30 protein-coding genes are annotated in these 25,166 nt (G+C 46.2%); 15 read left to right on the plus strand and 15 right to left on the minus strand.

Features of this window, described 5'->3' with window-relative positions; all coding sequences use genetic code 11:
• Window positions 1-70: 70 nt before the first annotated feature.
• The gene (locus tag ACLWNV_RS01115) at window positions 71-574 is read left to right on the plus strand and encodes a transposase (protein WP_413586051.1); all 504 of its coding nucleotides are present in this window, start codon (window positions 71-73) and stop codon (window positions 572-574) included.
• Window positions 575-628: 54 nt separating this feature from the next.
• On the opposite strand, the gene ACLWNV_RS01120 is transcribed toward ACLWNV_RS01115, so the two are convergent.
• From ACLWNV_RS01120 to ACLWNV_RS01130, 3 genes are all read right to left on the minus strand, one after another.
• Complete coding sequence (locus ACLWNV_RS01120; RefSeq protein WP_413586052.1) at window positions 629-1,054, minus strand: hypothetical protein; 426 nt, start codon at window positions 1,052-1,054, stop codon at window positions 629-631.
• 5 nt (window positions 1,055-1,059) lie between these two features.
• Window positions 1,060-1,368: a hypothetical protein gene (locus tag ACLWNV_RS01125; RefSeq protein ID WP_413586053.1), complete on the minus strand. Its 309-nt coding sequence runs from the start codon at window positions 1,366-1,368 to the stop codon at window positions 1,060-1,062.
• A gap of 214 nt (window positions 1,369-1,582) precedes the next feature.
• On the minus strand, window positions 1,583-2,626 hold the full coding sequence (locus tag ACLWNV_RS01130) for an NAD(P)-dependent alcohol dehydrogenase (protein WP_413586054.1): 1,044 nt from the start codon (window positions 2,624-2,626) through the stop codon (window positions 1,583-1,585).
• 94 nt (window positions 2,627-2,720) lie between these two features.
• Between ACLWNV_RS01130 and ACLWNV_RS01135 the strand changes: the two genes are divergently transcribed.
• Both ACLWNV_RS01135 and ACLWNV_RS01140 read left to right on the plus strand, forming a co-directional pair.
• Window positions 2,721-2,993, plus strand: a complete 273-nt coding sequence (locus tag ACLWNV_RS01135; RefSeq protein WP_413586055.1) for a peptidylprolyl isomerase — start codon at window positions 2,721-2,723, stop codon at window positions 2,991-2,993.
• 164 nt (window positions 2,994-3,157) lie between these two features.
• Window positions 3,158-4,420 (plus strand): hypothetical protein, encoded by a 1,263-nt coding sequence (locus ACLWNV_RS01140; RefSeq protein WP_413586057.1) that lies wholly within the window; start codon window positions 3,158-3,160, stop codon window positions 4,418-4,420.
• On the opposite strand, the gene ACLWNV_RS01145 is transcribed toward ACLWNV_RS01140, so the two are convergent.
• Window positions 4,401-5,291, minus strand: coding sequence for a DMT family transporter (locus tag ACLWNV_RS01145; protein ID WP_413586058.1), 891 nt, complete (start codon window positions 5,289-5,291; stop codon window positions 4,401-4,403). The genes ACLWNV_RS01140 and ACLWNV_RS01145 overlap by 20 nt on opposite strands.
• Window positions 5,292-5,415: 124 nt before the next feature.
• On the opposite strand from ACLWNV_RS01145, the gene ACLWNV_RS01150 reads away from it, so the two are divergent.
• Window positions 5,416-5,841, plus strand: a complete 426-nt coding sequence (locus ACLWNV_RS01150; protein WP_413586059.1) for a hypothetical protein — start codon at window positions 5,416-5,418, stop codon at window positions 5,839-5,841.
• Here the strand turns inward: ACLWNV_RS01150 and ACLWNV_RS01155 are convergent.
• Genes ACLWNV_RS01155 through mbhE form a run of 6 tightly spaced genes read right to left on the minus strand, consistent with a single transcriptional unit; the run spans window position 5,838 to window position 11,130 of the window.
• Window positions 5,838-6,161: a cation:proton antiporter gene (locus ACLWNV_RS01155; RefSeq protein ID WP_413586060.1), complete on the minus strand. Its 324-nt coding sequence runs from the start codon at window positions 6,159-6,161 to the stop codon at window positions 5,838-5,840. The two genes, ACLWNV_RS01150 and ACLWNV_RS01155, sit on opposite strands and share 4 nt — an antisense overlap.
• Window positions 6,158-6,415: a monovalent cation/H+ antiporter complex subunit F gene (locus tag ACLWNV_RS01160; RefSeq protein ID WP_413586061.1), complete on the minus strand. Its 258-nt coding sequence runs from the start codon at window positions 6,413-6,415 to the stop codon at window positions 6,158-6,160. Before ACLWNV_RS01160 ends, ACLWNV_RS01155 begins: the two co-directional genes overlap by 4 nt.
• Entirely contained in the window at window positions 6,412-6,759 is a 348-nt protein-coding gene (locus ACLWNV_RS01165; RefSeq protein WP_413586062.1) for a Na+/H+ antiporter subunit E, read from the minus strand. Before ACLWNV_RS01165 ends, ACLWNV_RS01160 begins: the two co-directional genes overlap by 4 nt.
• Window positions 6,756-8,210 (minus strand): complex I subunit 5 family protein, encoded by a 1,455-nt coding sequence (locus ACLWNV_RS01170; RefSeq protein ID WP_413586063.1) that lies wholly within the window; start codon window positions 8,208-8,210, stop codon window positions 6,756-6,758. The genes ACLWNV_RS01165 and ACLWNV_RS01170 overlap by 4 nt, the downstream gene beginning before the upstream one ends.
• Window positions 8,207-8,497, minus strand: a complete 291-nt coding sequence (locus ACLWNV_RS01175; RefSeq protein ID WP_413586064.1) for a sodium:proton antiporter — start codon at window positions 8,495-8,497, stop codon at window positions 8,207-8,209. The genes ACLWNV_RS01170 and ACLWNV_RS01175 overlap by 4 nt, the downstream gene beginning before the upstream one ends.
• Window positions 8,494-11,130, minus strand: coding sequence for a hydrogen gas-evolving membrane-bound hydrogenase subunit E (gene mbhE / locus ACLWNV_RS01180; RefSeq protein ID WP_413586065.1), 2,637 nt, complete (start codon window positions 11,128-11,130; stop codon window positions 8,494-8,496). The genes ACLWNV_RS01175 and mbhE overlap by 4 nt, the downstream gene beginning before the upstream one ends.
• A gap of 111 nt (window positions 11,131-11,241) precedes the next feature.
• Here mbhE and ACLWNV_RS01185 point away from each other — a divergent pair, with 111 nt between their 5' ends.
• Window positions 11,242-12,132 carry a universal stress protein gene (locus ACLWNV_RS01185; protein ID WP_413586066.1) on the plus strand — a complete coding sequence of 297 codons (891 nt, stop codon included), beginning with the start codon at window positions 11,242-11,244 and terminating at the stop codon, window positions 12,130-12,132.
• A 59-nt stretch (window positions 12,133-12,191) separates the two neighbouring features.
• On the opposite strand, the gene ACLWNV_RS01190 is transcribed toward ACLWNV_RS01185, so the two are convergent.
• Genes ACLWNV_RS01190 through ACLWNV_RS01200 form a run of 3 tightly spaced genes read right to left on the minus strand, consistent with a single transcriptional unit; the run spans window position 12,192 to window position 14,432 of the window.
• A complete protein-coding gene (locus ACLWNV_RS01190; RefSeq protein WP_413586067.1) occupies window positions 12,192-12,605 on the minus strand; it encodes a glycine cleavage system protein H in 414 nt (137 codons plus the stop codon).
• Between the two features lie 24 nt (window positions 12,606-12,629).
• Window positions 12,630-14,045, minus strand: a complete 1,416-nt coding sequence (glnA, locus tag ACLWNV_RS01195) for a type I glutamate--ammonia ligase (protein ID WP_413586068.1) — start codon at window positions 14,043-14,045, stop codon at window positions 12,630-12,632.
• A gap of 48 nt (window positions 14,046-14,093) precedes the next feature.
• Window positions 14,094-14,432 carry a P-II family nitrogen regulator gene (locus tag ACLWNV_RS01200; RefSeq protein ID WP_413576631.1) on the minus strand — a complete coding sequence of 113 codons (339 nt, stop codon included), beginning with the start codon at window positions 14,430-14,432 and terminating at the stop codon, window positions 14,094-14,096.
• Between the two features lie 240 nt (window positions 14,433-14,672).
• Between ACLWNV_RS01200 and ACLWNV_RS01205 the strand changes: the two genes are divergently transcribed.
• The 6 genes from ACLWNV_RS01205 (at window position 14,673) to bamE (ending at window position 20,508) form a co-directional block, all read left to right on the plus strand.
• Window positions 14,673-15,275 carry a gamma-glutamylcyclotransferase gene (locus ACLWNV_RS01205; protein ID WP_413586069.1) on the plus strand — a complete coding sequence of 201 codons (603 nt, stop codon included), beginning with the start codon at window positions 14,673-14,675 and terminating at the stop codon, window positions 15,273-15,275.
• Complete coding sequence (locus tag ACLWNV_RS01210; protein WP_413586070.1) at window positions 15,268-15,744, plus strand: tRNA (cytidine(34)-2'-O)-methyltransferase; 477 nt, start codon at window positions 15,268-15,270, stop codon at window positions 15,742-15,744. The genes ACLWNV_RS01205 and ACLWNV_RS01210 overlap by 8 nt, the downstream gene beginning before the upstream one ends.
• A 226-nt stretch (window positions 15,745-15,970) precedes the next feature.
• Complete coding sequence (gene secA, locus ACLWNV_RS01215; RefSeq protein WP_413586072.1) at window positions 15,971-18,646, plus strand: preprotein translocase subunit SecA; 2,676 nt, start codon at window positions 15,971-15,973, stop codon at window positions 18,644-18,646.
• Window positions 18,647-18,742: 96 nt separating this feature from the next.
• Window positions 18,743-19,396 (plus strand): hypothetical protein, encoded by a 654-nt coding sequence (locus ACLWNV_RS01220; protein ID WP_413586073.1) that lies wholly within the window; start codon window positions 18,743-18,745, stop codon window positions 19,394-19,396.
• A complete protein-coding gene (locus tag ACLWNV_RS01225) occupies window positions 19,377-19,982 on the plus strand; it encodes a hypothetical protein (RefSeq protein WP_413586074.1) in 606 nt (201 codons plus the stop codon). The genes ACLWNV_RS01220 and ACLWNV_RS01225 overlap by 20 nt, the downstream gene beginning before the upstream one ends.
• Window positions 19,983-20,064: 82 nt before the next feature.
• Window positions 20,065-20,508 (plus strand): outer membrane protein assembly factor BamE, encoded by a 444-nt coding sequence (bamE, locus tag ACLWNV_RS01230; RefSeq protein ID WP_413586075.1) that lies wholly within the window; start codon window positions 20,065-20,067, stop codon window positions 20,506-20,508.
• Here the strand turns inward: bamE and ACLWNV_RS01235 are convergent.
• On the minus strand, window positions 20,498-21,094 hold the full coding sequence (locus tag ACLWNV_RS01235; protein ID WP_413586077.1) for a hypothetical protein: 597 nt from the start codon (window positions 21,092-21,094) through the stop codon (window positions 20,498-20,500). The genes bamE and ACLWNV_RS01235 overlap by 11 nt on opposite strands.
• 1 nt (window position 21,095) lies before the next feature.
• On the minus strand, window positions 21,096-21,728 hold the full coding sequence (locus ACLWNV_RS01240; protein ID WP_413586078.1) for a matrixin family metalloprotease: 633 nt from the start codon (window positions 21,726-21,728) through the stop codon (window positions 21,096-21,098).
• A 116-nt stretch (window positions 21,729-21,844) separates the two neighbouring features.
• Between ACLWNV_RS01240 and fabG the strand changes: the two genes are divergently transcribed.
• The 4 genes from fabG to coxB all read left to right on the plus strand — a co-directional run bounded on the left by fabG (window position 21,845) and on the right by coxB (window position 25,158).
• Window positions 21,845-22,588, plus strand: coding sequence for a 3-oxoacyl-ACP reductase FabG (gene fabG / locus ACLWNV_RS01245; RefSeq protein WP_413586079.1), 744 nt, complete (start codon window positions 21,845-21,847; stop codon window positions 22,586-22,588).
• 173 nt (window positions 22,589-22,761) lie between these two features.
• The gene (locus tag ACLWNV_RS01250) at window positions 22,762-23,295 is read left to right on the plus strand and encodes a c-type cytochrome (protein ID WP_413586080.1); all 534 of its coding nucleotides are present in this window, start codon (window positions 22,762-22,764) and stop codon (window positions 23,293-23,295) included.
• 15 nt (window positions 23,296-23,310) lie between these two features.
• Window positions 23,311-24,195 carry an SCO family protein gene (locus ACLWNV_RS01255; RefSeq protein ID WP_413586081.1) on the plus strand — a complete coding sequence of 295 codons (885 nt, stop codon included), beginning with the start codon at window positions 23,311-23,313 and terminating at the stop codon, window positions 24,193-24,195.
• Between the two features lie 6 nt (window positions 24,196-24,201).
• On the plus strand, window positions 24,202-25,158 hold the full coding sequence (coxB, locus tag ACLWNV_RS01260) for a cytochrome c oxidase subunit II (RefSeq protein WP_413586082.1): 957 nt from the start codon (window positions 24,202-24,204) through the stop codon (window positions 25,156-25,158).
• The last annotated feature ends 8 nt before the right edge of the window (window positions 25,159-25,166 follow it).

A 25,166-nucleotide genomic window follows, 5' to 3' on the forward strand; every position in this document is an offset into this window, starting at 1 on the left:
TGTGTTGCAATGACCCAGACCAAAAGGGGAATGGCGTTGACCTTCGCAGTCCAGTTTATAAAATAAGGACATGAATAAACACCTTGGTTTCGCATTTTTGACAGCAGTTTTAGGTTTTGCCCTTCAGGCATGTTCGCCAGCGGGTTCGTTGATCGCGCACGAGCGTGACGCGGAATTTTACAGCCAGTTCGTAAATCCCGCGGCTGAGTGGCCTCAGGCTGAAAGTAAAATTGATGAATTGAAAGTCATGGAAACTGACAGCGCATATCCGATGCGCTACGTGCTTTTTGATAACGGAAAATTCTTTTATCAGGTCGACAAACTTGGAAATGGTGAGGGAGTTTGGACTTATCAAAATGGTGCGATGATCGTGACGGCTCAGCGGACTCTGTTCAACATGGAATTGGCGATTTCAGCTTCCAGCCAGACTGGTAACGACACGATCGTGAGATTCTATGATCGTCACGGCTTTAACTCCCTGCCGATCAAGCTGCGCAGCCCAGAGGCTTTAAAGGCCCAAGGGAAGTCAGCCCCGGGGCTTAGAAAGTTCACCCGTTCAGAAAAGAACATTTAAATAAAAAAAGGGAGCCATAAGCTCCCTTTTTTTTATTTTCAGATTTTGCTGATATTAGTTCTTCAAGCTGCAGGAAAAGCTGTAGCTGTCTTGAATCTCATAACCCTTAAAGAAACCCTTGCGAGCAGAGTAATCAAGAATCAACAAGCTGGCATTCGGCCAGTAAGTGGATGTGACACGGTGGTTGTCGTTAGTCGTGCTGTACTTTGCGCTTAGACCCACCAATTGAATGGTCTTAGTAGTCGCAGAATTGATAACCACAGAGTCCTGGATTGTTTGATACAAGTACTGGTTATCACCAATTTTTGCGATAGCCAGGCAAACTGGTTTTTGGCCTTCTTGTTCCGGCTCACACTGGAAAAGACCTGTTAGTTCTGCATTCTGCGGAAGAGTCGCAGCCAAAGATTGTTCGCAAGTAGCAGCTTTTGCATTTGCGATAGCCAGAACCAAAAGAACAAAGAAAATACTTACGGTTTTCATAATTCCTACTTAAGAGTTTCGCACTCTGTTTTAACGATATCGTACCAATTGTCGGAGTTTTTCTTAAACACGGTCACACATTTGAAAGTCGGTACAACGCCTTTCACTTTGTAGTTTCCGCGCGCCATAGTGATGATCGCAACATCGTAACCCGCAACTGTTGTAAACTTTTGCTCGATGGAAACAATGCTTTCATCAAAACCAAGCGTTTCAAGAACACTTTCTGTAGTCATCATGGAGATCTCTTTCATGGCTCCCGCAGATGCGAAAGATGAACTTAGAATAAGCGCTGATGCGATGAAAAATGACTTCATGAATACCCCCAGATTGTATGTGGGGGATATGTACAAAATGATTGGTGTTTTGGGCAGCTTAGAGTGAAAAACCTGTCAATTTTACCAGTGGAAATGAGGAGTGGTTCCATCGGGGAACTAGGGAGTGCAGCTTTAGGTTGGAATAAAGTGGAATTCCCAGCGAATTTGCCCTGCTTAGGGGGCAAAAACGCTGTGAACTTCTCTCATAAAGGTTCTATGCCAAAGACTTCATGTCGATAACAAAGCGGTACTTCACGTCACTTTTGATCATACGTTCGTAGGCTTCGTTGATCTTTTGGATCGGAATCATCTCGATATCCGATACGATTCCGTGCTTGGCACAGAAATCCAACATCTCTTGAGTTTCCTGAATGCCACCGATCAACGATCCACCCAGCTTTCTACGACCCATAATCAGGGCCCCGGCAGCCAATGTTGGCGGAGTATCTGGCAGACCCACCAAGACCATATTACCGTCCCGACGAAGCATGCTCAGGTAAAGGTTGTAGTCATGGGGTGCAGAGACTGTATCGATAATAAAATCAAAAGATCCCATGTGAGCTTTCATTTGCTCCATGTCTTTCGAGATGATCACTTCGTGGGCCCCTAAGCGTTTGGCATCTTCAACTTTTGAAGGGGATGTTGTGAACACGGCAACATTCGCACCCATGGCATTGGCAAGTTTCACAGCCATGTGACCCAAACCACCCAAGCCAACAACGCCGACTTTTTGTCCTTTAGTCACTTTCCAGTGACGAAGCGGAGAGTAAGTCGTGATACCGGCACACAAAAGAGGTGCGGCTGCTGCTAAATCCAAATTCTTAGGAATAGACAGGCAGAATTCTTCGCGGGCTACGATAGAGGTGGAGTAGCCGCCGTAAGTGGGCGCGCCATCTTTTTCTTTGGAGTTGTAAGTGCCAACAAATCCATTTTCACAGAATTGCTCAAGACCTTCTTTGCAGGATGCGCAGTCCAGGCAGGAATCCACCATGCAGCCCACACCAGCCAGATCACCAGCTTTGAATTTTTTTACTTTCGACCCGACGGCGACGACTTTGCCGACGATCTCGTGGCCTGGAACCATCGGAAACATTCCTTTGCCCCACTCATCACGAACCTGATGAACGTCCGAGTGGCAAACGCCGCAATAATGAATTTCAATGTGAACATCATTATCGCGAAGTTCGCGGCGCTCGAAGCTAAACGGAGCCAGCGGTGCTTTTGCCGACGGAGCTGCAAACGCTTTTGCTTTAATCATAAATACCCCCATAAAAGATAGTGAGCTCCAATGATAGCGAACCCCTAAAAAATGGACAGTGAAATTGGTGAAAGGCTGTGGCATACTTTGGAGTATGAAAATTCAAGTAAGCCACATTTTGGTTCAACACTCGTACGAAGCTGATGATCTTTTGCGAGCCCTTAAAGACGGTAAAGATTTTGCCGAACTTGCGCGCAAGTTCTCGAAATGTCCGTCCGCAGCTGATGGTGGAAATCTTGGAACTTTTTCTGAAGGTCGCCTGGATCCGGATTTTGAAGAGGTCGCATTCGCTCTGAAAGTGGGACAAACCACGACTAAACCAGTTCGTACGCGTTTCGGTTATCACATCATCCGCCGAACAGCCTAAACAAACACGATCCCTGTTGATCGAAGCATCATTCATCTTTTTTCGCTTAAGAACCTGACGTTTTTCAATGAACGACCGACAAAATCTTTCACTTAACAAAAAACATTAAATTCAAAATGTGAACACTCCGAAGGGTTAAGGAACTACCTTAGGAGGGATTTGAGATGCTTGCACCTCGTTCACTAACCAACCTTGGTACGTTGTCTCTGGTTCTGGCTTTGACAGCTTGCGGACCGGGTAATGGAAGTCTGACTGCCATCGACGAGTCAGGAAACGAAACGGCATCTGTTATTGACCCAGGCACTGGGACAGCAACAGATGAAGTATCCGGTGGAAACTCCACACCAGTAAACGCGGCCCAAAAGCTATTACTGAATCAGGACATGAGCGTTCGTTACGAGAGTAACAACGTTCTGGAAAACAAGGCGGAGCTTCCTTCCGGAACACAGATCGAAGTTCCCGCAGACTACTCCTCCAAGAATCTGGATTATCGTGATTCCAGCGGCAAACTGGTTCGTTCGAGCACGGGCTTTATCTATCCGATAAAAATTGTTTCTGTTCCTTCTTCTTTTGCTTCGCAGTTTCCGCAAAGTAAAATTGATACCTTAAATAAAACCAGCGGGGGACTTTTCATATTTGCTTCTATCGTGGGAAGTCTTCAGGGGGCGGAAGGCAGCTTTGCGGTGATCACTCCAGCGACTCCGGGCGCAGGATTTTTGGCAAACTATCAAACTTCAGGTAAGCCAAAATTCAGTTACACCACGTCTTCGACCAAACGCTTTCCTAAAATCAACAAGGGCGTGGATCCTGCAAGTTTAAGCTCTGCGGACCGGGCAAAGTGGAATGCGATTTATGCGGAACTTAGAAAAGTCGCGAACCGCGAGGTTGCGACCCCTAAATCATATCTGATGATTGATTCCGCAACTGCCAAGCAAGCTTCATTGGACTATGAGAAAATCGGCAAAGTCGCGACGAATGGTGCGTGGTCGATCGCTGTCCAACAGACGGCAGTTCGTCATGGCTTTTCAAACGTTCCTTGCGCGGAATTCCAGTCAGAACTTGTGCGCGAAGCTTATCAGCGTGCCGGGTACCGGGTCAGTGATGATTTTAATACAACCAAAGGCAATAAGCTTATCTGGTCAAATACGGCTGCTGTTGTGAATTTTTCTATGGCTCTTTACAAAGCCGGATGGATTGCCTGGGATGGAACAAAGTATAAACCAATGACCGGGGCGATTCTGATGAATGGATCAGGCATTTCACCAGGGCATACTTATATCTCTGGCAGCGACGATGGCATGATCATCGTGGACAATGGTGCGCCCCAAGGACGTGATTTAAGAAAAACATCCCAATCAATCATCGACATGATGTTTGAAACAGGTGTGTTCTTCCTGCCGCCGGGAATCAACCCGCCGACTTGGTAAGCTTTTTTGGAGAATACAACGTAAGAACATTTCCTAAAAGACAAAGTGCGACTCCCGCAACAATGTAGGGAGTCCACTTAAAGTTTTCATACATACTGGACAGAGTCAGTGCGATGATAGGGGAGACAACTCCCGAATAAGCTGCTCTTTCAGCCCCAATTCGACCTGCCAGTGACAGGTAAGCCCCGAATGCGAAGACTGAACCGAATAGAGACAAATACAATAGAGAACTTAGATATTTGGTGGTCAGGGGGATTGCGAAACTGTGTTGTAGGATCAATCCCACGATTAATGTAAAGACACTTCCGTACAGCATGCCCCAGGTGTTTGAAATCACCACGGGGATGGCTTTTCGATACGAACGTTGGGAAAGCATGTTGCCGGTTGAAGCCGATAAGGTCGCAATAAGTCCCAACACCAGGCCAAAGATCGTACTATGATTCGCTTGCAGTCCCAGAATTTCGTTCATAAAAATCAAAGCAATTCCGGCACCACCTAACAGTGAACCTGTAATGACTTTCGCAGCGATCGGCTTCTTAAAGAAGATCCTCATGCCGATCATATTGTACGGAACTATTACCGTAAAACAGATGGCGGCTATTCCCGAGCTCACCATGGTTTCTGACCAATACACCAGCATGTAGTTAATCGAAAACATAAAGACCCCCATGGCCATAAAGGTCAGGTGATCTTGTTTTCCATAGGACAATTTCTTTTTCGTAAACCAGCAATAAGCGAACAAAAGAAATGCACCCAGGGCGAAGCGCCAAAATACTGAAGCAATTGGCGAAGCTGAATCCACTTGGAAAGTGATGACAAGCCAAGTGGAGCCCCAGATCAGAGTGCATATAGCATATAGGAGAAAATTCATGAGATTCACAGTGGGCAAATTCTCAGCTTAAGTCAAGAAATCGGACTTCTGGACCCCCTTGGTTGCCATATTCCCCATCCATTAGTATTCTTCATATATTGGATTTGAAAAAGGATGGTTTCGGGTGAAAAGAATTCTAATTGCTCTCATCACACTAGTTTCGTTTTCGGCATTTGCAGCTCCGAAAAAAGAGATCAAAGAAACTCAGCCTTTTCGTGGTGTCTCGTACTTTAGTTACGACCTTAATGGAAAAAAGCACCGTGAATCCCTTCACGTTCAAAAAGACACGATCCGTGTGAACGGCGAAGAAGTTCAAAAAATGAACTGGAAAAAAGGGGAGCCGGCCATGAAGATCGTGTTGAAGCTTGTGAAATCTTCAACGGCCAAATGTACTGCGGGTACTTACAAACTAAGAGTTGAAAAAGGCGAAAAGAAAAGCCAGAGCGAAACAGGCTGCGTAGGAACTCCAAGATTCAAAACGCTGGAGCAGTCTTTTGCAACTTTGAAGGGCTTGGTTCCAAAACAATATAAAAAAGATATGACTCCTTAACGATCCTGCAGGTGATCGTTTCGTTCCAAACGTAGTGGATGCTTCTTGGAGTCCTCATGGACTCTGCATCGACCGATCAAAAATGAGCTGATGGGAATACCAAAGCTTAAAATCAATGAAGACGCTAAAAGTGCTATGGCGATCTCCCAATTCTGAAAATGCAATGCCCCGGCCACACAAAAGCAAAGAGCGCCCATAGTGGATGCCTTGGTGATGGCGGCCATGCGGGTTAAAGTATCTGGAAATTTCAGGGCGCCTAGTGCCGAGATAACGATAAGTGCCGTGCCCAGTATCAGGCATATCTGAACAAGCAAGTTCATGATTTTCTCCGGTTCTTTTCAAGATAGAAGGCCAAAACAGAAGTTCCCACAAAGGACAGAATGGAAAGCACGATCACCAGACTCATCACATGAATATCATCCAGAACTATGGCGATCAGTACTGCGCCGGCAATCAGAACTGCGGTTAGCAGGTCAAAGACTATGATTCGGTCTGCCTGGCTGGGCCCACGCAAAAAGCGAATTGCAGCGCAAACAACAGAGAAAATCAAAAGTATGAACAATGCTGAAATCATGCGTCCTCCCGGGAGAAAAGCAGATGCAGCCGACTTTCGAAGCGTCTGCGAAGTGTACTGATGGATTGCTCCGGATCGGGGGCATGAAAAAAATGAATATATAAGATGGAACTATCCCGCGAAAGATCCACCACCAGGGATCCGGGAGTCAGAGAGATAATCATGTAAAGGAGCCACAACGAGGTGGGGTTTTTCAAAACCGTATTCATTCGAACGATCACGGGTTTTAAACCAGAGTTGGGACGAAATACCCAAGCCGCGACCTGAACGACGGCCACAATGAACTCAAAAACAAAGATCACTGCGATTTCAATCACCAGAAGTAGTTTTCGCAAAAATCTCATATCGATTCCTTACTCATAATCTTTACGGCGATCTGTTGAACGATCTCATTTCCGGTCCCTGAAAAAACACCCAGCAGAATCGAAGCCAGTGCCAACAGAATCAAAGGCACAAGAATCCATCTTTTACATGGGGACTTAACCTCCAGGGGTGTGTCGTCAGGAGCGGGCTTCCAGAAAACTCCCAGCCAAATTTTTAGCATCGACATCATGGTTAATAAACTCACGGCCAGACTGACCAGTACGGCGACGATACTTCGGTTTTGTAATAGCCCCTGAATTGTAAAGACCTTTGCCCAAAATCCCATCAGGGGTGGTATACCCGCAAGTGACAACGCTGGGATCGCGAAAAGAATCGCAAGCATCGGCGATTTTTGCATCATGCCTCCAACCTTGGCAATCGCGGTGCTGCCTGCGGTGGTCTCGATGCTGGAAACAACCAGAAACAAATTAGTTTTTACCAGCATGTGATGGGCCATATAAAAAACGCAGGCGGCAATGCCCAGTGGAGTGTTAAGAGTAAAAGCCAAAAGGATGTAACCTAATTGCGAGATACTATGAAATGCCAAAATGCCTTTCATGTTGTCCTGGGAAAGCGCACCCAGAACCCCGAATATCATCGAAGCCAATGCCATTATTTGCAAAGCCATCGCAAGACCCGCGGGCATTGATTCGTTAAATGGTGCGAGTATCCTTAACAAACCATAGATTCCTATTTTAGTAAGTAATCCCGAGAAAACTGCGACCACAGGTGTAGTGGTCAGGGGGTAAGAAGCGGGCAACCAAAAGTGAAATGGAAAGATCGCCGCTTTTGTAAGAAAGGCGACGGATAAAATTCCAATGCCAATCACAAAAGAAGACGACACTTCGCCGGTATTCAGACTTTTCAGTTCCAATAAGTTTAAAGTCCCGGTGCTGCTGTAAATAAGCGCCACACCTGATAAGAAAATCAAAGAGGCCAACACATTTATCGCGGCATACTTAAAACCTCCCGCATAAGCCCGTTGTTTTCCCTGAACTGTCACCAGAAAGAATGACGAGAAAAGAAGAACTTCAAACCACACATACAGATTAAAAAGATCCCCAGTGGAAAATGCCCCAAAGATTCCAAACATCAGAAAATGAAATAGGGTGTAATAACCCTTTAGCTCGGCTTTCACGATCCTTGCGGCAATGGATCCCATCACTCCGCAAAAGTAAATGAAAGCAGAAACCGTGATCAACAGAGCGCTTAGCAGGTCAACGCGAAAAGAAATTCCATAAGGTGCCTGCCAGTTTCCGAATGCCAGGATCTGAGGTCCGGCGTGGTAAACTTCCAGGGCCTGAAGTACGCTGATAACAAGAACCGAGAATGAGCCCACCACCGCCAGAACGCGCTGACATCGCAAATTACTTTTAAAGAAAAAGCTAGCAACGCCCATAAAGAAGCAAGCAAGGAGAGGATAAGCGATCATTCTTTCTCCTTGAGCGTGTTTAGGTCGATGACGTTTTGATAGCGTTTTGCAAAGTAGGCCAGTACCAGCAAGACAGTTTGTGTCGCCAGTCCAATTACGATCGCAGTCAGAATCAAGGCCTGTGGCAAGGGATCTTTCTCTGAACCGCTGTTAAGAAGTAATAAGTTAACAGCGTGACTTAACATCAGAAGACCCATGATGGTTCCCAACCATTTTCTGGAAAACAGCAACCAGATCCCGGAAGCGAAGATGGCAGCAACCAGCAGAGAAATTGCGCTGATAATCAATGCTCCCTCCTTCCATTTAGCGAAAACGCGATGGTGGTGATAACTCCGACAATAACCAGATACACTCCGACATCAAAAAGAAGTGGCGTGCCGATGCTTGGCAAAGCTGCAAGCCAAAAGCTGGTGAACGGCGGGCTTCCATTTAAGGTGGTGGACAGCAATCCAGATATCAGACAAAGAGTCAGTCCCACATAAAGCCAGCGCACCGTTGAGCCGGAAAGAAACTTCATGGCTTTTTCCTCGCCGAATACCAGGGCATAAAACCCCACTGCGATTCCATAGATTAAACCACCCACAAATCCGCCGCCGGGAGCATTGTGTCCGCGAAAAAGAATGTAGAGTGAAGTTAAAGAGAACAGGACAATGAAAATCTGCGTGGCCCGATCCACGATGACAGAGTGATAGAATCTCTCCGGAGTTTTTCTGACTCGTAAAAATAAAAAGTAAGTTCCCAAGGCCGCAATAGTCAGAACCGTAATTTCTCCGAAGGTATCCAGGGCCCTAAAATCCACCAGAGTGACGTTGACAATGTTCAGACCACGACCCAAGGTTGGAGCGTTCTCTGTCAGGAATGGTGAGATATGTGAAGGAACTCTTCCACTTTCCAATAAGCTTACCAGCACTAAAACAAAAAAGAAGCTGACTGCCGTAATCAGTGCCCGGCCCATTTGAAATCCGGTTGGTAAAGGTATAGATGGAGAGCGTACGTATTTTAGGCAGTAAGCAAAAATTAAAATAGAAACCGTTTCGACTGCAAGCTGGGTCATCGCAAGATCGGGGGCGTCTGCGATAAGAAACTGTAAACCTATTCCGTAACCCACCAATCCCAATCCCATAATTTGAATCAAGTTATTGGTGCTTTTTAATAGTGGATAAAGACCTGATAAAACTAACGCAATCGCCAGGATCTGCTCTGGCGTCCAGGAGCTGTCGGCCCAAATCACTCCCGGAGCTAAACCGTTCATCGCAAATGTACCGGCAATTCCCCAGGCAAAAATTCCCACCACGATCCAGATCATGTAAAACGTCAGCCTGCCGTTTTGAAGGTAATTGGTTATCTGCTTACTGACCTTGGCGAAGAGGAATTTCTTTTCTTGTGCTTCTTTATCAAAGCGAACCCAAAGCTCCAGATGCACAAGATACTTGTAGAAGACAATTGAGAGAATTCCTCCCAGTACAAAAGTTGTTATACTTAGCAAAAGACCCGCATTGAATCCCGTCCAGACTTTCAGTTGCAGCTCGACGCCCTTTAATAGAATTGAGGAAACGATAGGGCTTAAGAAGTATTCGTTAATTTCATCCAGAAAGAAGTTCAGAATCCATCCCGTCGCCGCAAGGCACAGCGCTGGCAGCCACATGGCGGGTTTTGCTTCGCGCAGAATTTCTGAATGATGGCGCGGATCTCTGCGAGTGATCAGTTTTAATAAACGATACGCAACCACAATCGACAGTGCGCCCGAACCCACCAAGACCATGATTAGTAAAGTACCGGGGCCTTTAAGTAGCAGGGCGGATCCCAGTAAGTATTCTTTACCCAAGAATCCCAGACTGAAGGGAAAACCAATCATCGAACCCAATGACAGAATCATCGCGGTTGATGTCATCGGCATGCGACGAATAAGGTTCGTGATGTTATAGATGTTTCTGGTCCCGATTTGCTTGTCAATATTTCCCACGCACATGAAAAGACTCGCTTTGTAACAGCTATGCGCAAGCACGTAGGAAAAGAAGGCCTTCCAGGAGTATTCGTAAGGAATTCCCACCAAAACAAAGATCGAACCCAGCGCACTAACCGTGGTCCATGCAAAGAGTTGTTTTAAATCCGTACGTAGCAAGGACATAAAGAGTGCGCCCAATGCCGTGATACTGCCAATGGAACATAACAGAACTGTCCAAAGCGTGGTTCCCTCAAACAACGGAGAAAAGCGCACCAGTAAGAAGGCCCCCAGTTTTACAAGTGTGGCAGAATGCAAATAGCAACTTGCGGGAGTAGGGGCTTTCATCGCACCCGGCAGCCAGAAATGAAATGGAAACTGCGCGGATTTTGTAATTGCCGCAAACACCAACAGTAAAGTCAGAAGAATTCTGTCGGACCCGACAGCGTTGGGCGATGCGATGATAGCAGAAAGGGATGTCGTCTGCGCATTCTGGGATAAAAACAGCAAGGCACACAATAAGGCCAGTCCCCCGGCGCTATTAATTAGCAAAGCCTGCCGCGCACTGCTGCGGGTTTCTGGATCCTTAAAATGAAGAGCGATCAGCAGGAAGGAACACAGTCCTGTCGCCTCCCAAAAAGTAAATACGGCATAGATATTATCAGTCCACAAAATTCCCAGCATCGATCCGGCAAATAAAAACAACAGAGGAAAAAACTTTTTGGCATCAGCCTTGGAAAAGTAAGCGCCGGCATAGATGCTTACGAAAAATCCAATGCCCATCACGATGCAAATAAAAAAGTTTGAAAGACCGTTGTGAGGCGAGATCCAGGATTTATAAATGAATGGAGTCAGAGCTTCTGAAAAGGTGATTGCAAACGGAACGGCGAACAGAACTTTCCAAATTAAATTGGGAAGCCGAACTGCAAATGGTGCAAGGAAAGCGATAATGAAGAAAGCTGCTATCCACCACGTCATGGGTCATGATTTCAAATTAGCGAAAGTGCTGTCAATTTGTTGATGTACATCAAATATTTCAATCGAATGTGGTATTCTGATCAGAGATGCTTAAGAGGAAAGGATTCGTCGATGAACCGCGCTGTGGTCGCTCTGAATCCCCGGGCGGCAGAAAATGGTTCTTTAAAAAACTTTTGCGAGCAGATTAGCAATCTGCATGCGCACGGTTTATTTGATGAAATTTTCGTTCTCTCTGTTATTCATCAAAGCTATTTCCCTTACTCTCCAGAGGAGTATGACCAACGTCGGGAAGAAATTTTTAAAGAGGTTCAGAAATCTTTAGAAGCCGGTATCGATTGCAGAATCAAATTTGCAAGTATCGATGTTCTGGAATGTCACTCTTCCGGCGATGAAGAAGTCGTACGATTGATGGCGAGTTGGGCTTATAAAAAACGCGCCCAGATTTTAATTTTGGGTGTGGATATTAAACACATCTCAAGTCGCTGGTCGCTGGAGGGAATTCCCGTGACGGCGGCCTTGCTGTCGCCGCTGCCGTTGTTGGTGGTAAATGTTCGCGGTCCGTTTGACTCAATAACAGGAAGTGAGCCCAAAGTTCTTTTGGCGGTCGACCATCAGGCTCCTCCCACAGCAAAAGCACTTCGCCGGGTCAGCAGAGTTGCAAAGCCTATGAAAGCCAAAGTTTACCTGCTGCATATTACGCGCAAAAAAACGATTCCCTCGGCAAAAGGACAAAAGGTATTCGAATTCGATCAGATTCGGGAAGTTTTGCACGATACGGCCGTGGCCTTGCAAAGATTCGGAATCGAATGTGTTATGGATGTCGTCAGGGAGAATGAAAGTGTTGCCCATACCCTGGCTGAATACGGAAAGAAGCATGGTATCTGGGTGACGGTGGTTACATCGCCAGCCAGGGGACTTCGTTATCGCCTGGTCTGGGGATCAACCACGCAGTCTTTGCTGGGACATTTGGGATGTCCTTTGCTGGTACTAAGAATTCAATAAGGTCAGTTTAAATGGCAAAAAAAAATCCCCGGTTGCCCAGGGATTCTTTTACGATCGGACTAGTCTTCGTCCTCGTCGTCGTAATCATCATCTTCATCGTCGTCTTCATCATCCTCGTCATCTTCGTCCTCATCTTCATCGTCTTCGTCGACGTCGTCTGCGGATTCGATGCGTACCAACCAACCCTCTTCGTAAGGGTCTTCCATGATGATGGAAGGATCGTCGATCACTTGCGTGTTGATTTCAATAACAGTACCGTCTACTGGAGAATAAATGTCCAGTGGGCCATCGCTAGTTTCAATTGTGCCGATAACGGCTTCTGTGTCCACTTCCTCTTGTTCAGCAGGTAAGTCCACAGAACTGATGGAATCGAAATCCTCCAGACCGTCTTCGTTGATACCGATTGTGATCACGCCATCTTCTTGGCGGTACCACAAGTAGCCCATAAAATTTTTTACGTCGTCAGATGCCATTTAACTCTCCAGGAAAAAATACTATTAACAATCGTAGTACAAGTGGAACTCGTAAGGTACTGGTCTTTGCTGTACTGGACGAACTTCTTTATCGATTTTGTACTGCACCCACGTATCAATCAAGTCATCACTGAAAACATCGCCCTTTTTCAAGAAATTGCAGTTTTTCATCAAATTATCCAAGGACTCTTCAAGTGTACCTGGAACAGATGGGATTTTTGCAGCTTCTTGTGGAGGCAATCCGTAAATATCTTTATCCAGTGGATCTCCTGGATTGATTTTATTGATGATGCCATCCAAGCCAGCCATCAAAATCGCAGCCTCTGCAAGATAAATGTTAGCAGTTGGATCTGGTGTGCGGAATTCAATACGTTTCGCTTTCGGATTTGGACCGGAATTTGGAATACGCATCGCCGCAGAACGGTTTTTAAAGCTGTATGCCAATTTTGTTGGTGCTTCAAAGCCCGGAACCAGGCGTTTATACGAGTTGGTTGTCGGATTGATGATTCCGCACAACGCTGGGGCATGCTTCAGCACGCCGCCGATGTAGTGCAGGGCCATTTCTGACAATCCCGCATACTTGTTGCCTGCAAAAAGATTTTTACCGTCTTTCCACAAGGACATATGAATGTGCATACCTGAACCGTTATCACCAAAGATCGGTTTCGGCATGAACGTCGCTGTTTTTCCATGACGGGCACACACGTTTTTCACGATGTATTTGAACCACATCATCTTGTCACCCATGTTCAAAGCGGTATCGAATTGGAAATTGATTTCACACTGACCGGCAGAGGCCACTTCGTGGTGATGGCGCTCTACACGCATTCCACAACGTTCCATCTCTTCACAGATTTCAGAGCGGATGTCTTGCAAGGTGTCTGTTGGAAGCGCAGGGAAATAGCCTTCTTTAGAGCGGATTTTGTAACCCAGGTTGGCGCCGCCTTCATCACGACCGGTATTCCAAACAGCCTCATTGCTGTCGACCATATAGAATGCGGAGTTGGAAGTTTGTTCGAAACGCACATCATCGAAGATAAAAAATTCTGCTTCAGGACCGAAGTAAGCTGTATCAGCAATGCCTGTTGACTGCATGTAGGCGATTGCTTTTTTAACGATTTGACGGGGATCGCGATCATAAGGTTGCAAGGTTTCAGGCAGGCAGACGTCACAGATCAAAGAAAGCGTCGGCATTTCCATGAATGGATCCATCATCGCCGTTTTAGGATCTGGCTTGATGATCATGTCGGACTCTTCGATGCCTTTCCAGCCACGGATAGAGCTTCCGTCAAAGCCGTAACCATTTTCAAACGATTCTTCCTCAAGCTGGTGAAGAGGAATGGTTAAGTGTTGCCAAGTTCCGATCATGTCACAGAACTTAAGATCTACCATTTTCGCGCCCTGTTCGTGCGCGAATTTTAAAGCTTCCTTCGCAGTCATTTGCGTCTCCTTGCAAAAACAAAAATTTAAATAAACGCTTTAGCTTTGCTAAAGCGCTTCTTCGTCTTTTTCACCCGTCCGAATTCTTAGGGCGGACTCAACTGGTAATACGAAAATTTTCCCATCACCGATTTTTCCGGTATGGGCAGTTTTGCGAATTGCTTCAACCGCACTGTCAACCAGTGCATCTGGCAATACGACTTCCAGTTTTATCTTGGGAAGAAAATCAACAACGTACTCGGCACCTTTGTAAACTTCAGTGCGCCCTTTTTGGCGTCCAAATCCACGAACTTCAGAGACTGTGATCCCTTCAATTCCAACTTCCGAAAGTGCATCGACAACGTCGTCGAGCTTGAAGGGTTTTATGATGGCCTCTAATTTTTTCATGGGTCCTGTAATCGTCTAAAATGGATGTCCTGCAGTTGTCGCTAGAAAGGATAGCAAACGCTTTAAATAAAGCAAAAAAGACTCAAGCGATTTTATTATTTTAATTTTCATATAACGCGAAACGATAAGCAATTCTAGGTTGAGCACTCTAGTTGTTTTTGGTACACAGCCCGTCCGCGCTACTTTTTTGAGCAGCGTTGTGATTCGGAAAACCACTATTGTTGTCAGACCGGGGGGATTATGACTGCAACACGTTTTTTCGTATATGGATCATTGACCGAGGGGATGGTTCATTACTCTAAGATTCAGAACTTCGTGGAATCATTGAGCTTTGCCAGAATTAAGGCCAAAGCTTATCGCCTGAAGGTCGGCTATCCAGCACTTGTTAAGGGCGGAGCTGATCTGGTGCCAGGGCAACTCGTAGAACTGAAAGCATCTGACTTATTAATCAACTTGCTGGATGAGTTCTACGGTTTCAATAAAATGGATCCCGACAAGAGCCTTTACTCCAGAGAAGAAGTTGATGTGTACATCGAGGGCAGTTCGGGCCCGGTAAAAGCATGGACTTACTTTTTGAACCCATTGAAGCTTCCGGTAAACGCGGCAGTTATCGAGGGTGGGGATTGGAAAAAATCCATCGAGGATCAGCCTTTGATGACAACTAAGTTGACTGAAAAACAGTCGACTTATATTCAACGCCTGGGCCGTTCCACAGGTCGTGAGATCGTACCCATTGATTTGACACTTTATCGTGAGCTGATGAACCTGGAGTTGATCGTCGATAAGGGTCGCAGACTGGCTCTATCCAAATTGGGCCAAGAGGTATTTAAACATCTTGGATAATTCGAACAAAATCTTCCGCATCGTATTGATCGAGCCCGAAATTCCGCAAAACACGGGGAATATCGGGCGCACCTGTGTGGCTACGAACTGTGAGCTGCACATCGTGGGGAAGATGGGTTTTGAAATCAACGATACCAACGTTAAACGCGCGGGGCTGGATTACTGGCCCCATCTTTCATGGCATCGCCATGAGACCTTTGCAGACTGGTGGAAACTGGTGGAGGATCCTTCACGCGCGTGGTTCTTCACGACCAAAACAAAACGCACTTATTTCGAACCAAAATTCCAACCGGGGGACTGGTTGGTCTTCGGTAAAGAAACCAAAGGACTCGATCCCGATCTTCTGGCGAAATTCCCAGATCAGACAGTGACGATTCCGATGATTGGCGAGGGCGCGCGCAGTTTGAATCTTGCAACGAGTGTTGCGATTGCCGCCTATGAAGGCGTCAGACAAATCAAGTACACATAAGGAATAAAAAAGTTAGCGCTGCTAACGGTGACTCAAAGTGGCCGTACAATATGGGATTAAAATCCATTAATGCAAGTAAGGTCCTTTCACTTTTTTAAATTATTTTTTCTCTCTTCTTCCTCTGTGTTGGCCCTTAGTCTGGGTTTCCAAATTTCCGAGTGATCTCGCGTCAATGACGCGCACTTGTCTTGCAGCTCACATCTCTTTCGAGCTATCCTTAGCCACTATGGTAACGCAAATACTTACAAAATTATTCGGAACGAAGCACGACCGTGAAATGAAGAAGATCCAACCGATGGTGGATCGTATCAATGCCCTGGAACCACAGATGAAGGCACTCACGGATGAACAACTAAAAGCAAAAACGCCTGAGTTCCAGGAGCGCTTGAAAAAAGGTGAGACTGTTAACGACATCTTGCCAGAAGCATTTGCAGTTTGCCGTGAAGCTTCGATTCGTGTTTTGGGCATGCGCCATTACGATGTTCAGTTGATCGGTGGTATCGTTCTTAACAGCGGTAAGATCGCCGAGATGAGAACGGGTGAAGGTAAAACGCTGGTTGCGACTTTGCCGGTTTATTTGAATGCACTTACTGGTCGCGGTGTTCACGTCGTGACAGTGAATGACTACCTGGTTCGTCGTGACGCCGAACACATGGGCCGTCTGTACGGCTGGTTGGGTCTTACTACGGGTATCATCGTTCACGGTCTGAACGACCAGCAACGTAAAGAGATGTACGCTTGTGATATCACTTACTGCACGAACAATGAACTTGGTTTCGACTACCTTCGTGACAACATGAAGTTTGATCTGAACGACTACGTTCAGCGTCCACACTACTACTCGATCGTGGATGAGTGCGACTCCATCCTGGTCGACGAAGCTCGTACACCACTGATCATCTCTGGTCCTGCAGAAGCTTCCACAGAAAAATACCAAATCGTAAATTCCATCATTCCGCACCTTAAGCGTGACACTCATTTCACCATGGAAGAGAAGTCCAAAACGGCTTCTTTGACGGATGAAGGAAATGCGAAAGTTGAAGAGTTGTTGGGCGTGGGCAATCTGTACGACCCACAAAACATCGAGCTTCTTCACCACGTTTATCAGGGTTTGAAAGCTCACTATCTGTATCGTCTTGATGTTGAATACATGATCAAAGACGGCGAAATCGTGATCGTGGACGAGTTCACAGGTCGTTTGATGCCGGGTCGTCGTTGGTCTGATGGTCTTCACCAGGCGATCGAAGCCAAAGAAGGCGTTGAAGTTAAATCTGAAAACCAAACCTTGGCGACAATCACATTCCAAAACTATTTCCGTATGTACGAAAAACTTTCGGGCATGACGGGTACAGCGGACACAGAAGCGGTTGAGTTCAAAAAGATCTACAATCTTGATGTGAACGTGATCCCGACAAATAAACCGATCAAGCGTAAGGACGAAGAAGACGTTGTTTATAAGTCTGAGAAAGCCAAATACAAGGCGATCACAGCAGACATCAAAGAGCGTTCTCAAAAAGGTCAGCCGATCCTTGTCGGTACAGCTTCTATCGAGAAGTCTGAAGCTTTGAGCCGCTTCCTTCGCAATGAAAACATCAAGCATGAAGTTTTGAATGCAAAACATCACGAACGTGAAGCAGAAATTATCGCCCAGGCGGGTCGTAAAGGTTCTGTGACTATCGCTACCAACATGGCCGGTCGTGGTACCGACATCATGTTGGGTGGTAATGCTGAGATGTTGGCGAAGTCTGCTGTAGGCAACGATGATACTCCAGAGTATCTAGAGGCTTTGGCTAAGATTAAAGGCCAAGTGGAAAAAGAACGTGAAGAAGTTCGTCAGGTTGGTGGTTTGTATATCATCGGTACTGAACGCCATGAATCCCGTCGTATCGACAATCAGCTGCGCGGTCGTTCCGGTCGTCAGGGTGATCCGGGTGAATCACGCTTCTATCTTTCTTTGGAAGATAATCTGATGAGAATCTTCAACGGTGAACGTATCCAAAAAATCATGGAAATGTTGAACATCCCTGAGGACGAACCAATCACAGCGAAAATGGTTACGAACGCGGTTGAGGGCGCTCAACGTAAAGTTGAAGGTCACCAATTCGATATCCGTAAGAACCTGATGGACTACGACACTGTTATGAACAACCAACGTAACGCGATCTATGGCATGCGCCGTCGCTTGTTGGAAGGTCAGGAAGTGGAGCGTTCTGTTCTGGATATGCTGGGTGATGTGGTTTCCACAATCCTTGATACTTATGTTCCTGAAAACGGTAAAAAAGAAGACATCAACACTGAAGGTTTGAACAACTCTTTGGCTCAGACATTTGGTTTCAGAATTGATCTGGAAAACAGAGCCATCAATTCCGAGATGATCATTGATCAGGTTCGTGCCGGTGTTAAAGCCGTTTACGACCGTCAAAAAGAGTCCATGGGTCCTTTCTTTGAACAAGTTCAAAAGATGATCATGCTTCAATCCATTGACCATCACTGGAAAATGCATTTGGCGATCATTGATAAACTTAAAGAAGGTATTGGTTTGCGTGGTTACGCTCAAAAAGATCCTTTGATTGAGTATAAAAAAGAAGCCTTCCTGGCGTTTGAAAAACTGAACAATACGATCAAGGGCGACGCGATCGAAAAAATCATGCGCGTTCAACTTGTACCTCAGCAATCTGAAGAGGAAGTGTTGGAAAGCTTGCGCCCTGAGGAATCAGATCTGGACGAGTTGGATTACTCTTCTCCGGCAGAATCTGATATCGGTCATTCTTTGCCTGATTTGAGTGGTTCTAATGAACCGCAAAAACGCAAAATGACTTTCCAAAGCGGCCCTGCTGACGACCGTCCGATGAACCGCGAAGAGCGCCGTCGTATGGAAAAAGCAGGAAAAGGAAAAAAATAATTGGCCCACTGTCCGAACTGCCAACAACCAGTAGAGATTCTGGATAAACACTTAGGGACACTCTTCACGTGTCCCTTGTGTGGGGCAGTTTTCTTTGTGAACTGGGACGGCCAGCCTGAGGTTGCGTCCCACGAAGCAGAACCGGAACAAGAACCTCCGGTAGCTCCAGAGATTCCGGAATACTCTCCGGCTCAAGAACAATATCAAGATCAATATATCGAACCCACCGAAGAGCCGCAGTATCAGCAAGCGGCAGACTCCTTTGGGGAATTCAATGCAGAACACGCGGGCGATGGCTTTGCCGCAACACCGCTGAACGAGCAGTACACCGAGCAGCTTTCTGAAGCGGCCACGGAATCTGAATCTGCATATGAAATGAATACCTCCGAAAACTTTGACTATACAGAAAATTTAAATCAGCCCGCAGACCCGATTATCGAGCCCAAAACTTCAGACGATGCAAACTTTGCAGATGTGCTGGAGTTTGCAAATGCCAACTCCACGGCTGGGAATTTCTCGTATGCGGTGATCATCGAGGGTCTGGACAGCAGCCAACTGGTGCACCAGCTTAAGGAAGCCATTACGGATTCCAAATTCGGCTGGAACGTCAGTGAGCTTCTGACCCATATTGGCGGGGGACGGCTGGTTATTAAGGGCTTAAGCCCAGCTAAAGCTTCTGTCCTTATCAACCGAATTAAATATCTGCCTTTTAAAGTTTCGTGGAGGCAAGATGTTCTCTCTGGTTCTTAAATCATTATTGGTTTTGTTGATGGTGATGTCCGTTGCCGTGGCTGCTTTTGCCAGTGAGGGCGGCGGTGAAGCCGAAGGCGGGGAGAAAAAAGAAGAAACGCCCAAGGTCGAGGTCAAAGCTGAAGAAAGCTATGACAAAGTGGCAGCCCGGGTTTCCGCACTGGAAGCCAAAGTAAAATCCGGCAAAGAAGAAATTGAAAAATTAATCGAAGCCAAGGCTCACACTAAAGATCCTGCGGCGATTAATGAAATCGTAAAGCAGATGCTGACCCTGCATAAAGACCTTAAAAAGAATGTTGATGAGTACAATCAGGCGCGCGGCCTGATGAAGTATCGCTATCCTGAAAAAGGCCTGACGACCAAAAGGGAATACGAGCGCATCGAGGTTAAATCCCTGGATGAAATGGAATCCCAGATGAGTCTTTCCTCCTCGGTAAACCGGACTCTTAAGAAAGTTCGCACGCAGTATGATTCGGCGGAGGACGCTAAGAATCGCACTGCAGGGGAGCAAGCGGGCGCTGGCAAGGGATCCAAAAAGGTTCAAAAAGAGCCAGAGCTGACCGAGCCGGTCATTCTAAAAAAATAAACCGTGTCAAAATGAGACGCTGGGTTTGCTGAGCTTTCAGTCCAGAGTTGAAACTGTTATCTTATAGTGGTGTGGGGGAAGCATGTTCCGACTGATGTCGATTCCAATCGTCTTGCTGGCGCTGTTCACATCGGCTTGTCAGACGTCTATGCTGAAGCAATTCGAATCCATTAAACCTGGTATGGAAAAAGATGATGTACTCAACATCATGGGTAGCCCCAATCAAACACAGCGTGTTTCCGGTAAGGACCGCTGGTACTACACTTTCTATGACAAGCGCATGCGTTTTCAAAAAGAAATTCAATTCGTCGATGGCTCCGCGATTTATATCGGCGAGATAAGTCAGCCGGCACCTGATCAAACGGCAGTTGCGGTCGATGCCCGTAATGATGCGCGCAACAAGCAGGTTGATGAAGAGATGAAAAAGGAAATTCAGGAGAATCGTAAGGCTTACGATGCTTACGAAGCGCAAACGCGCGGAACCGACAAGGTCCGCTATCTGCCGCAGTTCGTGCCTATTCGCTAAAATTCAATGGCGATCCCAGGACAGAGATGATCTCGTAGCCGGAAACTTCCAGGGACTCTGTCTTATCCGCACTGTATAGTTTAATTCCCGTCCAAACCCATTGGTAATCCTGCTGTTTTGGCAAATCCACAACGATGCCCTCTAAGTGCAAACCATCTGGAGCCACCCGGCAGGAGCCGCGAACTGTTGTGCGCGGAACATCACCGGAAACGGCAACGCCTTCTGCGGAAAAGAACAATTCAATTTTCGGATAGCGATGGCAAACGGAAATTTTCGCGCCCGTTTCATCACTCATAAAGAAATGCCCCAGATGAAGTCTCATGCCGTCGCTAAAGTCTGTTACTTTTGCATTTTTCAATAGCTGATACTTGAATGCCTTTTGAAATTCAGTGGGATTGGATCCGGACAAATCAGAACTCGCCAGGGCTGTATCCAATTGCGCTTCCTGTTCAGTGGAGGCGATTTTTCGACTGCTGGAAAACTGATTGTTCATGTAGGTAATACCAACCGGAAGTGCCAGTAAAAACAAAATTGCGATTTTTGTTTTTGCAGATCTTTTGAATGCAGGCTTTTGTTCTTCACTCATTTTAGTACTCGCATTTCAAGGCTTTGCGATCCGCTTCTGTTAATACATCCCGCTTGGTGCCCGCATTCAAAACGGGCCACATAACGGTCGACAGAGTGGAGCGATGTTTAAGACCCAAAACATGACCAAATTCATGGATCAATAAGCTGAGCAAGTGGAGGTCTGAAGTCAGTTCCGGATTATCAATATAGAAATGATAGTACTTGGAATTCACGGCCATATCAGATTCAGTGATCTGATTTCCCGCCCAATAAAGTGTTGTGATCGCCTGATAGTTTGGCGACTTGGACCATTGGGGATTCCAGTAAATGCCATTGCGACCGTCTTTGGTGCCTTCAAAAGTAAGATCACCTTCGTTCGTAATTTCAAACAGCTTCATTCCTGCAGCCTCTTCCCAAATTTGTGCGGCAGAACGAATGATGGCTTCATTGGGGGCAGCTTGCGCAGAGATAAACATGCGAATCGGCAATCTGGATTTCCAGGATACGCGTTGGCCGTAAACGTTTTGCACAAATCCACATTCATCCTGAGCTGCACTTGCAAGAGTTGTGTCTGTTCCAGGGCCTAAGGTGACTCCTTGATTACATCCACTCACTAAAAAGCACAGCACTGCGAATACGAAAAATTTGTACATATTCTCAGTTTACACGGAAAGCCTGTACTGGCGAATGGGGTGTGTGCGTTCTCGACCTTCGACTGGTCCTGTCTCCATCCTTGCCTCGTGAGGTCCCGGGGCGTAGGCTTGGGGGCATGATAAATTTTAAATTCATTAACAAAAATACTATCGTTACTGGTGGTGCGGCCGGTATTGGGCTTGAAATTGCTCAAAGTTTTCTGGCTGCAGGCGGAAATGTTTCTATCTGGGATTACTCGGAAAAGGCTCTTGCAGCCGCTTCTGAAGAGCTTTCCAAATTCGGATCACAGGTTCAATATGTGCAGGTTGATATCACCAACCGCGAATCCGTTGCCCAAGCGGTTTCTGGATTGCCATGGGCTGTGGATATCCTTGTGAATAACGCCGGTATCACACGTGACAAATCATTTGCGAAAATGGGAGCAGATGATTGGGATGCAGTGATCAACACTAATTTGACGGGCTTGTTCAATGTGACCAAAGCTTTGTTGGAAAAGTTCAATCCCAACTCAAATCACAAACGCATCATCAATATTTCTTCGGTTGTCGGACTTTATGGAAATTTTGGTCAGACAAATTATGCCGCTGCAAAATCCGGTGTCATTGGAATGACTAAAACCTGGGGTAAAGAGTTGGGGAGAAAAGGTTTCACCTCTAACGCGATCGCACCAGGCTTCATCAATACTGCGATGACCAAAGCGATGCCGAAAGAGGCGATTGATGCGATGGCAGCGAAAATCCCGGTGATGCGCCTTGGCGAAACATCGGATATCGCGAATGCCGTTCTGTTTTTGGCAAGTGAGCAAGCATCTTACATCAATGCGACTGTGTTAAGTGTCGATGGTGGCATCACTTTATAAACCAAATTGAGAGCGAGAATCAGTGCTACGAAATAACCTTTTGCGGCGCAACAATAGCAGCGGGAACAGAGGCTGTAATTAGTTGCGGTCCCTAGGGTTTTCGGGTACTTAACTTAGATTATATTACAATACTGTGACAAAACTTTTTTGCGTCCCCTTGGGAGTGCCAGCCTATGTCTGAGAATAAAGATCATTATAACCGCGGTGGCTTGTTTGCCTTTTTGTTTTCAATGGCGTTTGTATTCGCCTTTTTCTTCTACCTAGTTGTTATCAACAAGGGTGTTGATTTGGCTGAAAACGTTATCGATCCAAATGCTCCAGCAGCTGCCACTGGTCCTGTGTTTGATATCACTAAAGTGACAGAGCCATGGGTTGAAACACCTGAAATGATCACTTACGGTCAAAAATTCTATAAAACGAACTGTGCTATGTGCCACGGTGACACTGCTCACGGTGACGGCCCTGCAGGTGCAGCGTTGAATCCAAAACCACGCAACCTGGTTGAAGGTAAATGGACTCAAGGTGAAGGCCTGATCAATCACTATAAAGTTGTAGCTAACGGTATTCCGGGAACTTCGATGGCAGCATTCGGTCACTTTAAACCGGCTGATCGTTGGGCAGTTCTTCACTACATCAATTCAATCACTAACAATAAATCTAAAGACGATCCTGCTAAAGTTGCTGAGTTTGCGAAAACTGCAAAATAATTAGGAACTTATTAAATGTTCAAAAGTCAGTTTGTTTTGAAAGCAAAAACAATGGGAATGGTTCTAACTGGAACCGTTCTCGTTTTGTTTTCAGCACCGCAGACTTTTGCATCCTACGACCAAAAAGAAGCCGGCATGCCTTCCAACGAAAAGGCGCGCGAACTTCAGGGTGTGGGGATCGAAGAGAAATTGGGCAAGAAGCTTGATTTCGGAATGAAGTTTAAGGATGAGACCGGCAAAGAAGTGACCTTTGGTGATTACTTTGACGGAAAACATCCGGTGATTGTTTCTCCTGTGTATTTTGTCTGTCCTGGCTTGTGCAACTTTCACCTGAATGGACTGACTGATGCTTTGAAGGTGATGGAAAAGCAGTGGACGGTTGGCGATAAATTTAAAGTTTTGGCTGTCAGCTTTGACTCTAAGGAAACGCCTCAACAGGCTGCGGATAAAAAGGACTTGTACATGAAAATGTACAACCGTCCGGGGTCAGAAGGTGGATGGCACTTTCTGACAGGCACTGAAGAGCAGGTAAGAGCTTTGACAGATGCTATTGGATTTAAGTTCAGATGGGATGAAAATCAAAAGGAGTGGGCACATGCTTCAGCAGCGGTTGTTGTTTCTCCTGATGGGACGATTTCCCGTTACCTTCCTGGGATTATGTTTAATCAGCAGGATATTAAATTGGCGTTGAACGAAGCGACCGAAGGAAAAATCGGTTCATTCGTCGACAGCCTTGTTTTGTATTGTTTTAAGTATGACCCACATAAGAGCAAGTACTCGTTGGCTGCGGTTTCAGTGATGAAGCTGGGCGGGGGAGTGATGGTTCTTGTGATGGTTTTATGGTTATTGCCGCTTTATATTCGCTCTCGAAAAGCGAAGAAGAATGTGGCGGGGAGATAAAGGTACATGATGTGGTTTAATATTGCGAAGGCCCAATCCTTCATGCCAACGCAAGGAACCGAGATTGCCAAGCAGGTGGACAATCTTTACGGATTCTTGCTGATTACAAGTTTCATCGCCTGCGTGCTGGTTATCGGCGGGATGATTTACTTTGTACTTAAGTACAAGCGTAAATCTGACAACGATAAAACTGCATACATCTCTCACAACACAGCGTTGGAGTTCTTGTGGTCATTTATTCCACTTGTGATCTTCCTGGCCGTGTTTGCCTGGGGTTGGTACATCTTCCACGGTATGCGTTCCATGCCGAAGGATGCTTTGGAGATCAACGTTCTTGGTAAGCAGTGGGCGTGGGAAGTTGAATACAAGAACGGTTACAAAGCTGTTAATGAAATCGTTGTTCCGGTGAACACAGATGTGAAGTTGCTTTTGACTTCTCAAGACGTGATCCACTCCTTCTTTATCCCGTCATTCCGTATCAAGCAGGATGCTATTCCAGGTCGTTACACGGCTTTGTGGTTCCGCGCTGAAAAACTGGGTGAGTTCCATGCATTCTGTGCTGAGTACTGCGGTACCACTCACTCGGGCATGATCGGTAAAGTGCGTGTTGTAACTCGTGAAGAGTTCGACAAGTACATGGAAGAAGGTCAGGAAGAGGGCCAATTGCCATTGGCTAAACGTGGGGAAAAACTTTTTGCGTTGAAAGCTTGTGCTTCCTGCCATGCGGTCGACAATCCTGCAGCAAAAGTGGGTCCTTCACTATTCCAGGTATTCAATCATGAAGTGACTTTGGCAGACGGTTCGAAAGTGATGGCGGATGAAAACTACATCCGTGAATCCATCCTTCAACCAAATGCAAAAGTTGTAAAAGGTTTCCCTCAAGGCGTTATGCCAACGTTCCAGGGTCAAATTAACGAAAACGAGCTTAACGCACTTATCGAGTACGTTAAGAGCTTGAAGTAATAAGGAGT

Source organism: Bdellovibrio sp. HCB274 (assembly GCF_047306075.1).
Taxonomy (GTDB): Bacteria; Bdellovibrionota; Bdellovibrionia; order Bdellovibrionales; family Bdellovibrionaceae; genus Bdellovibrio.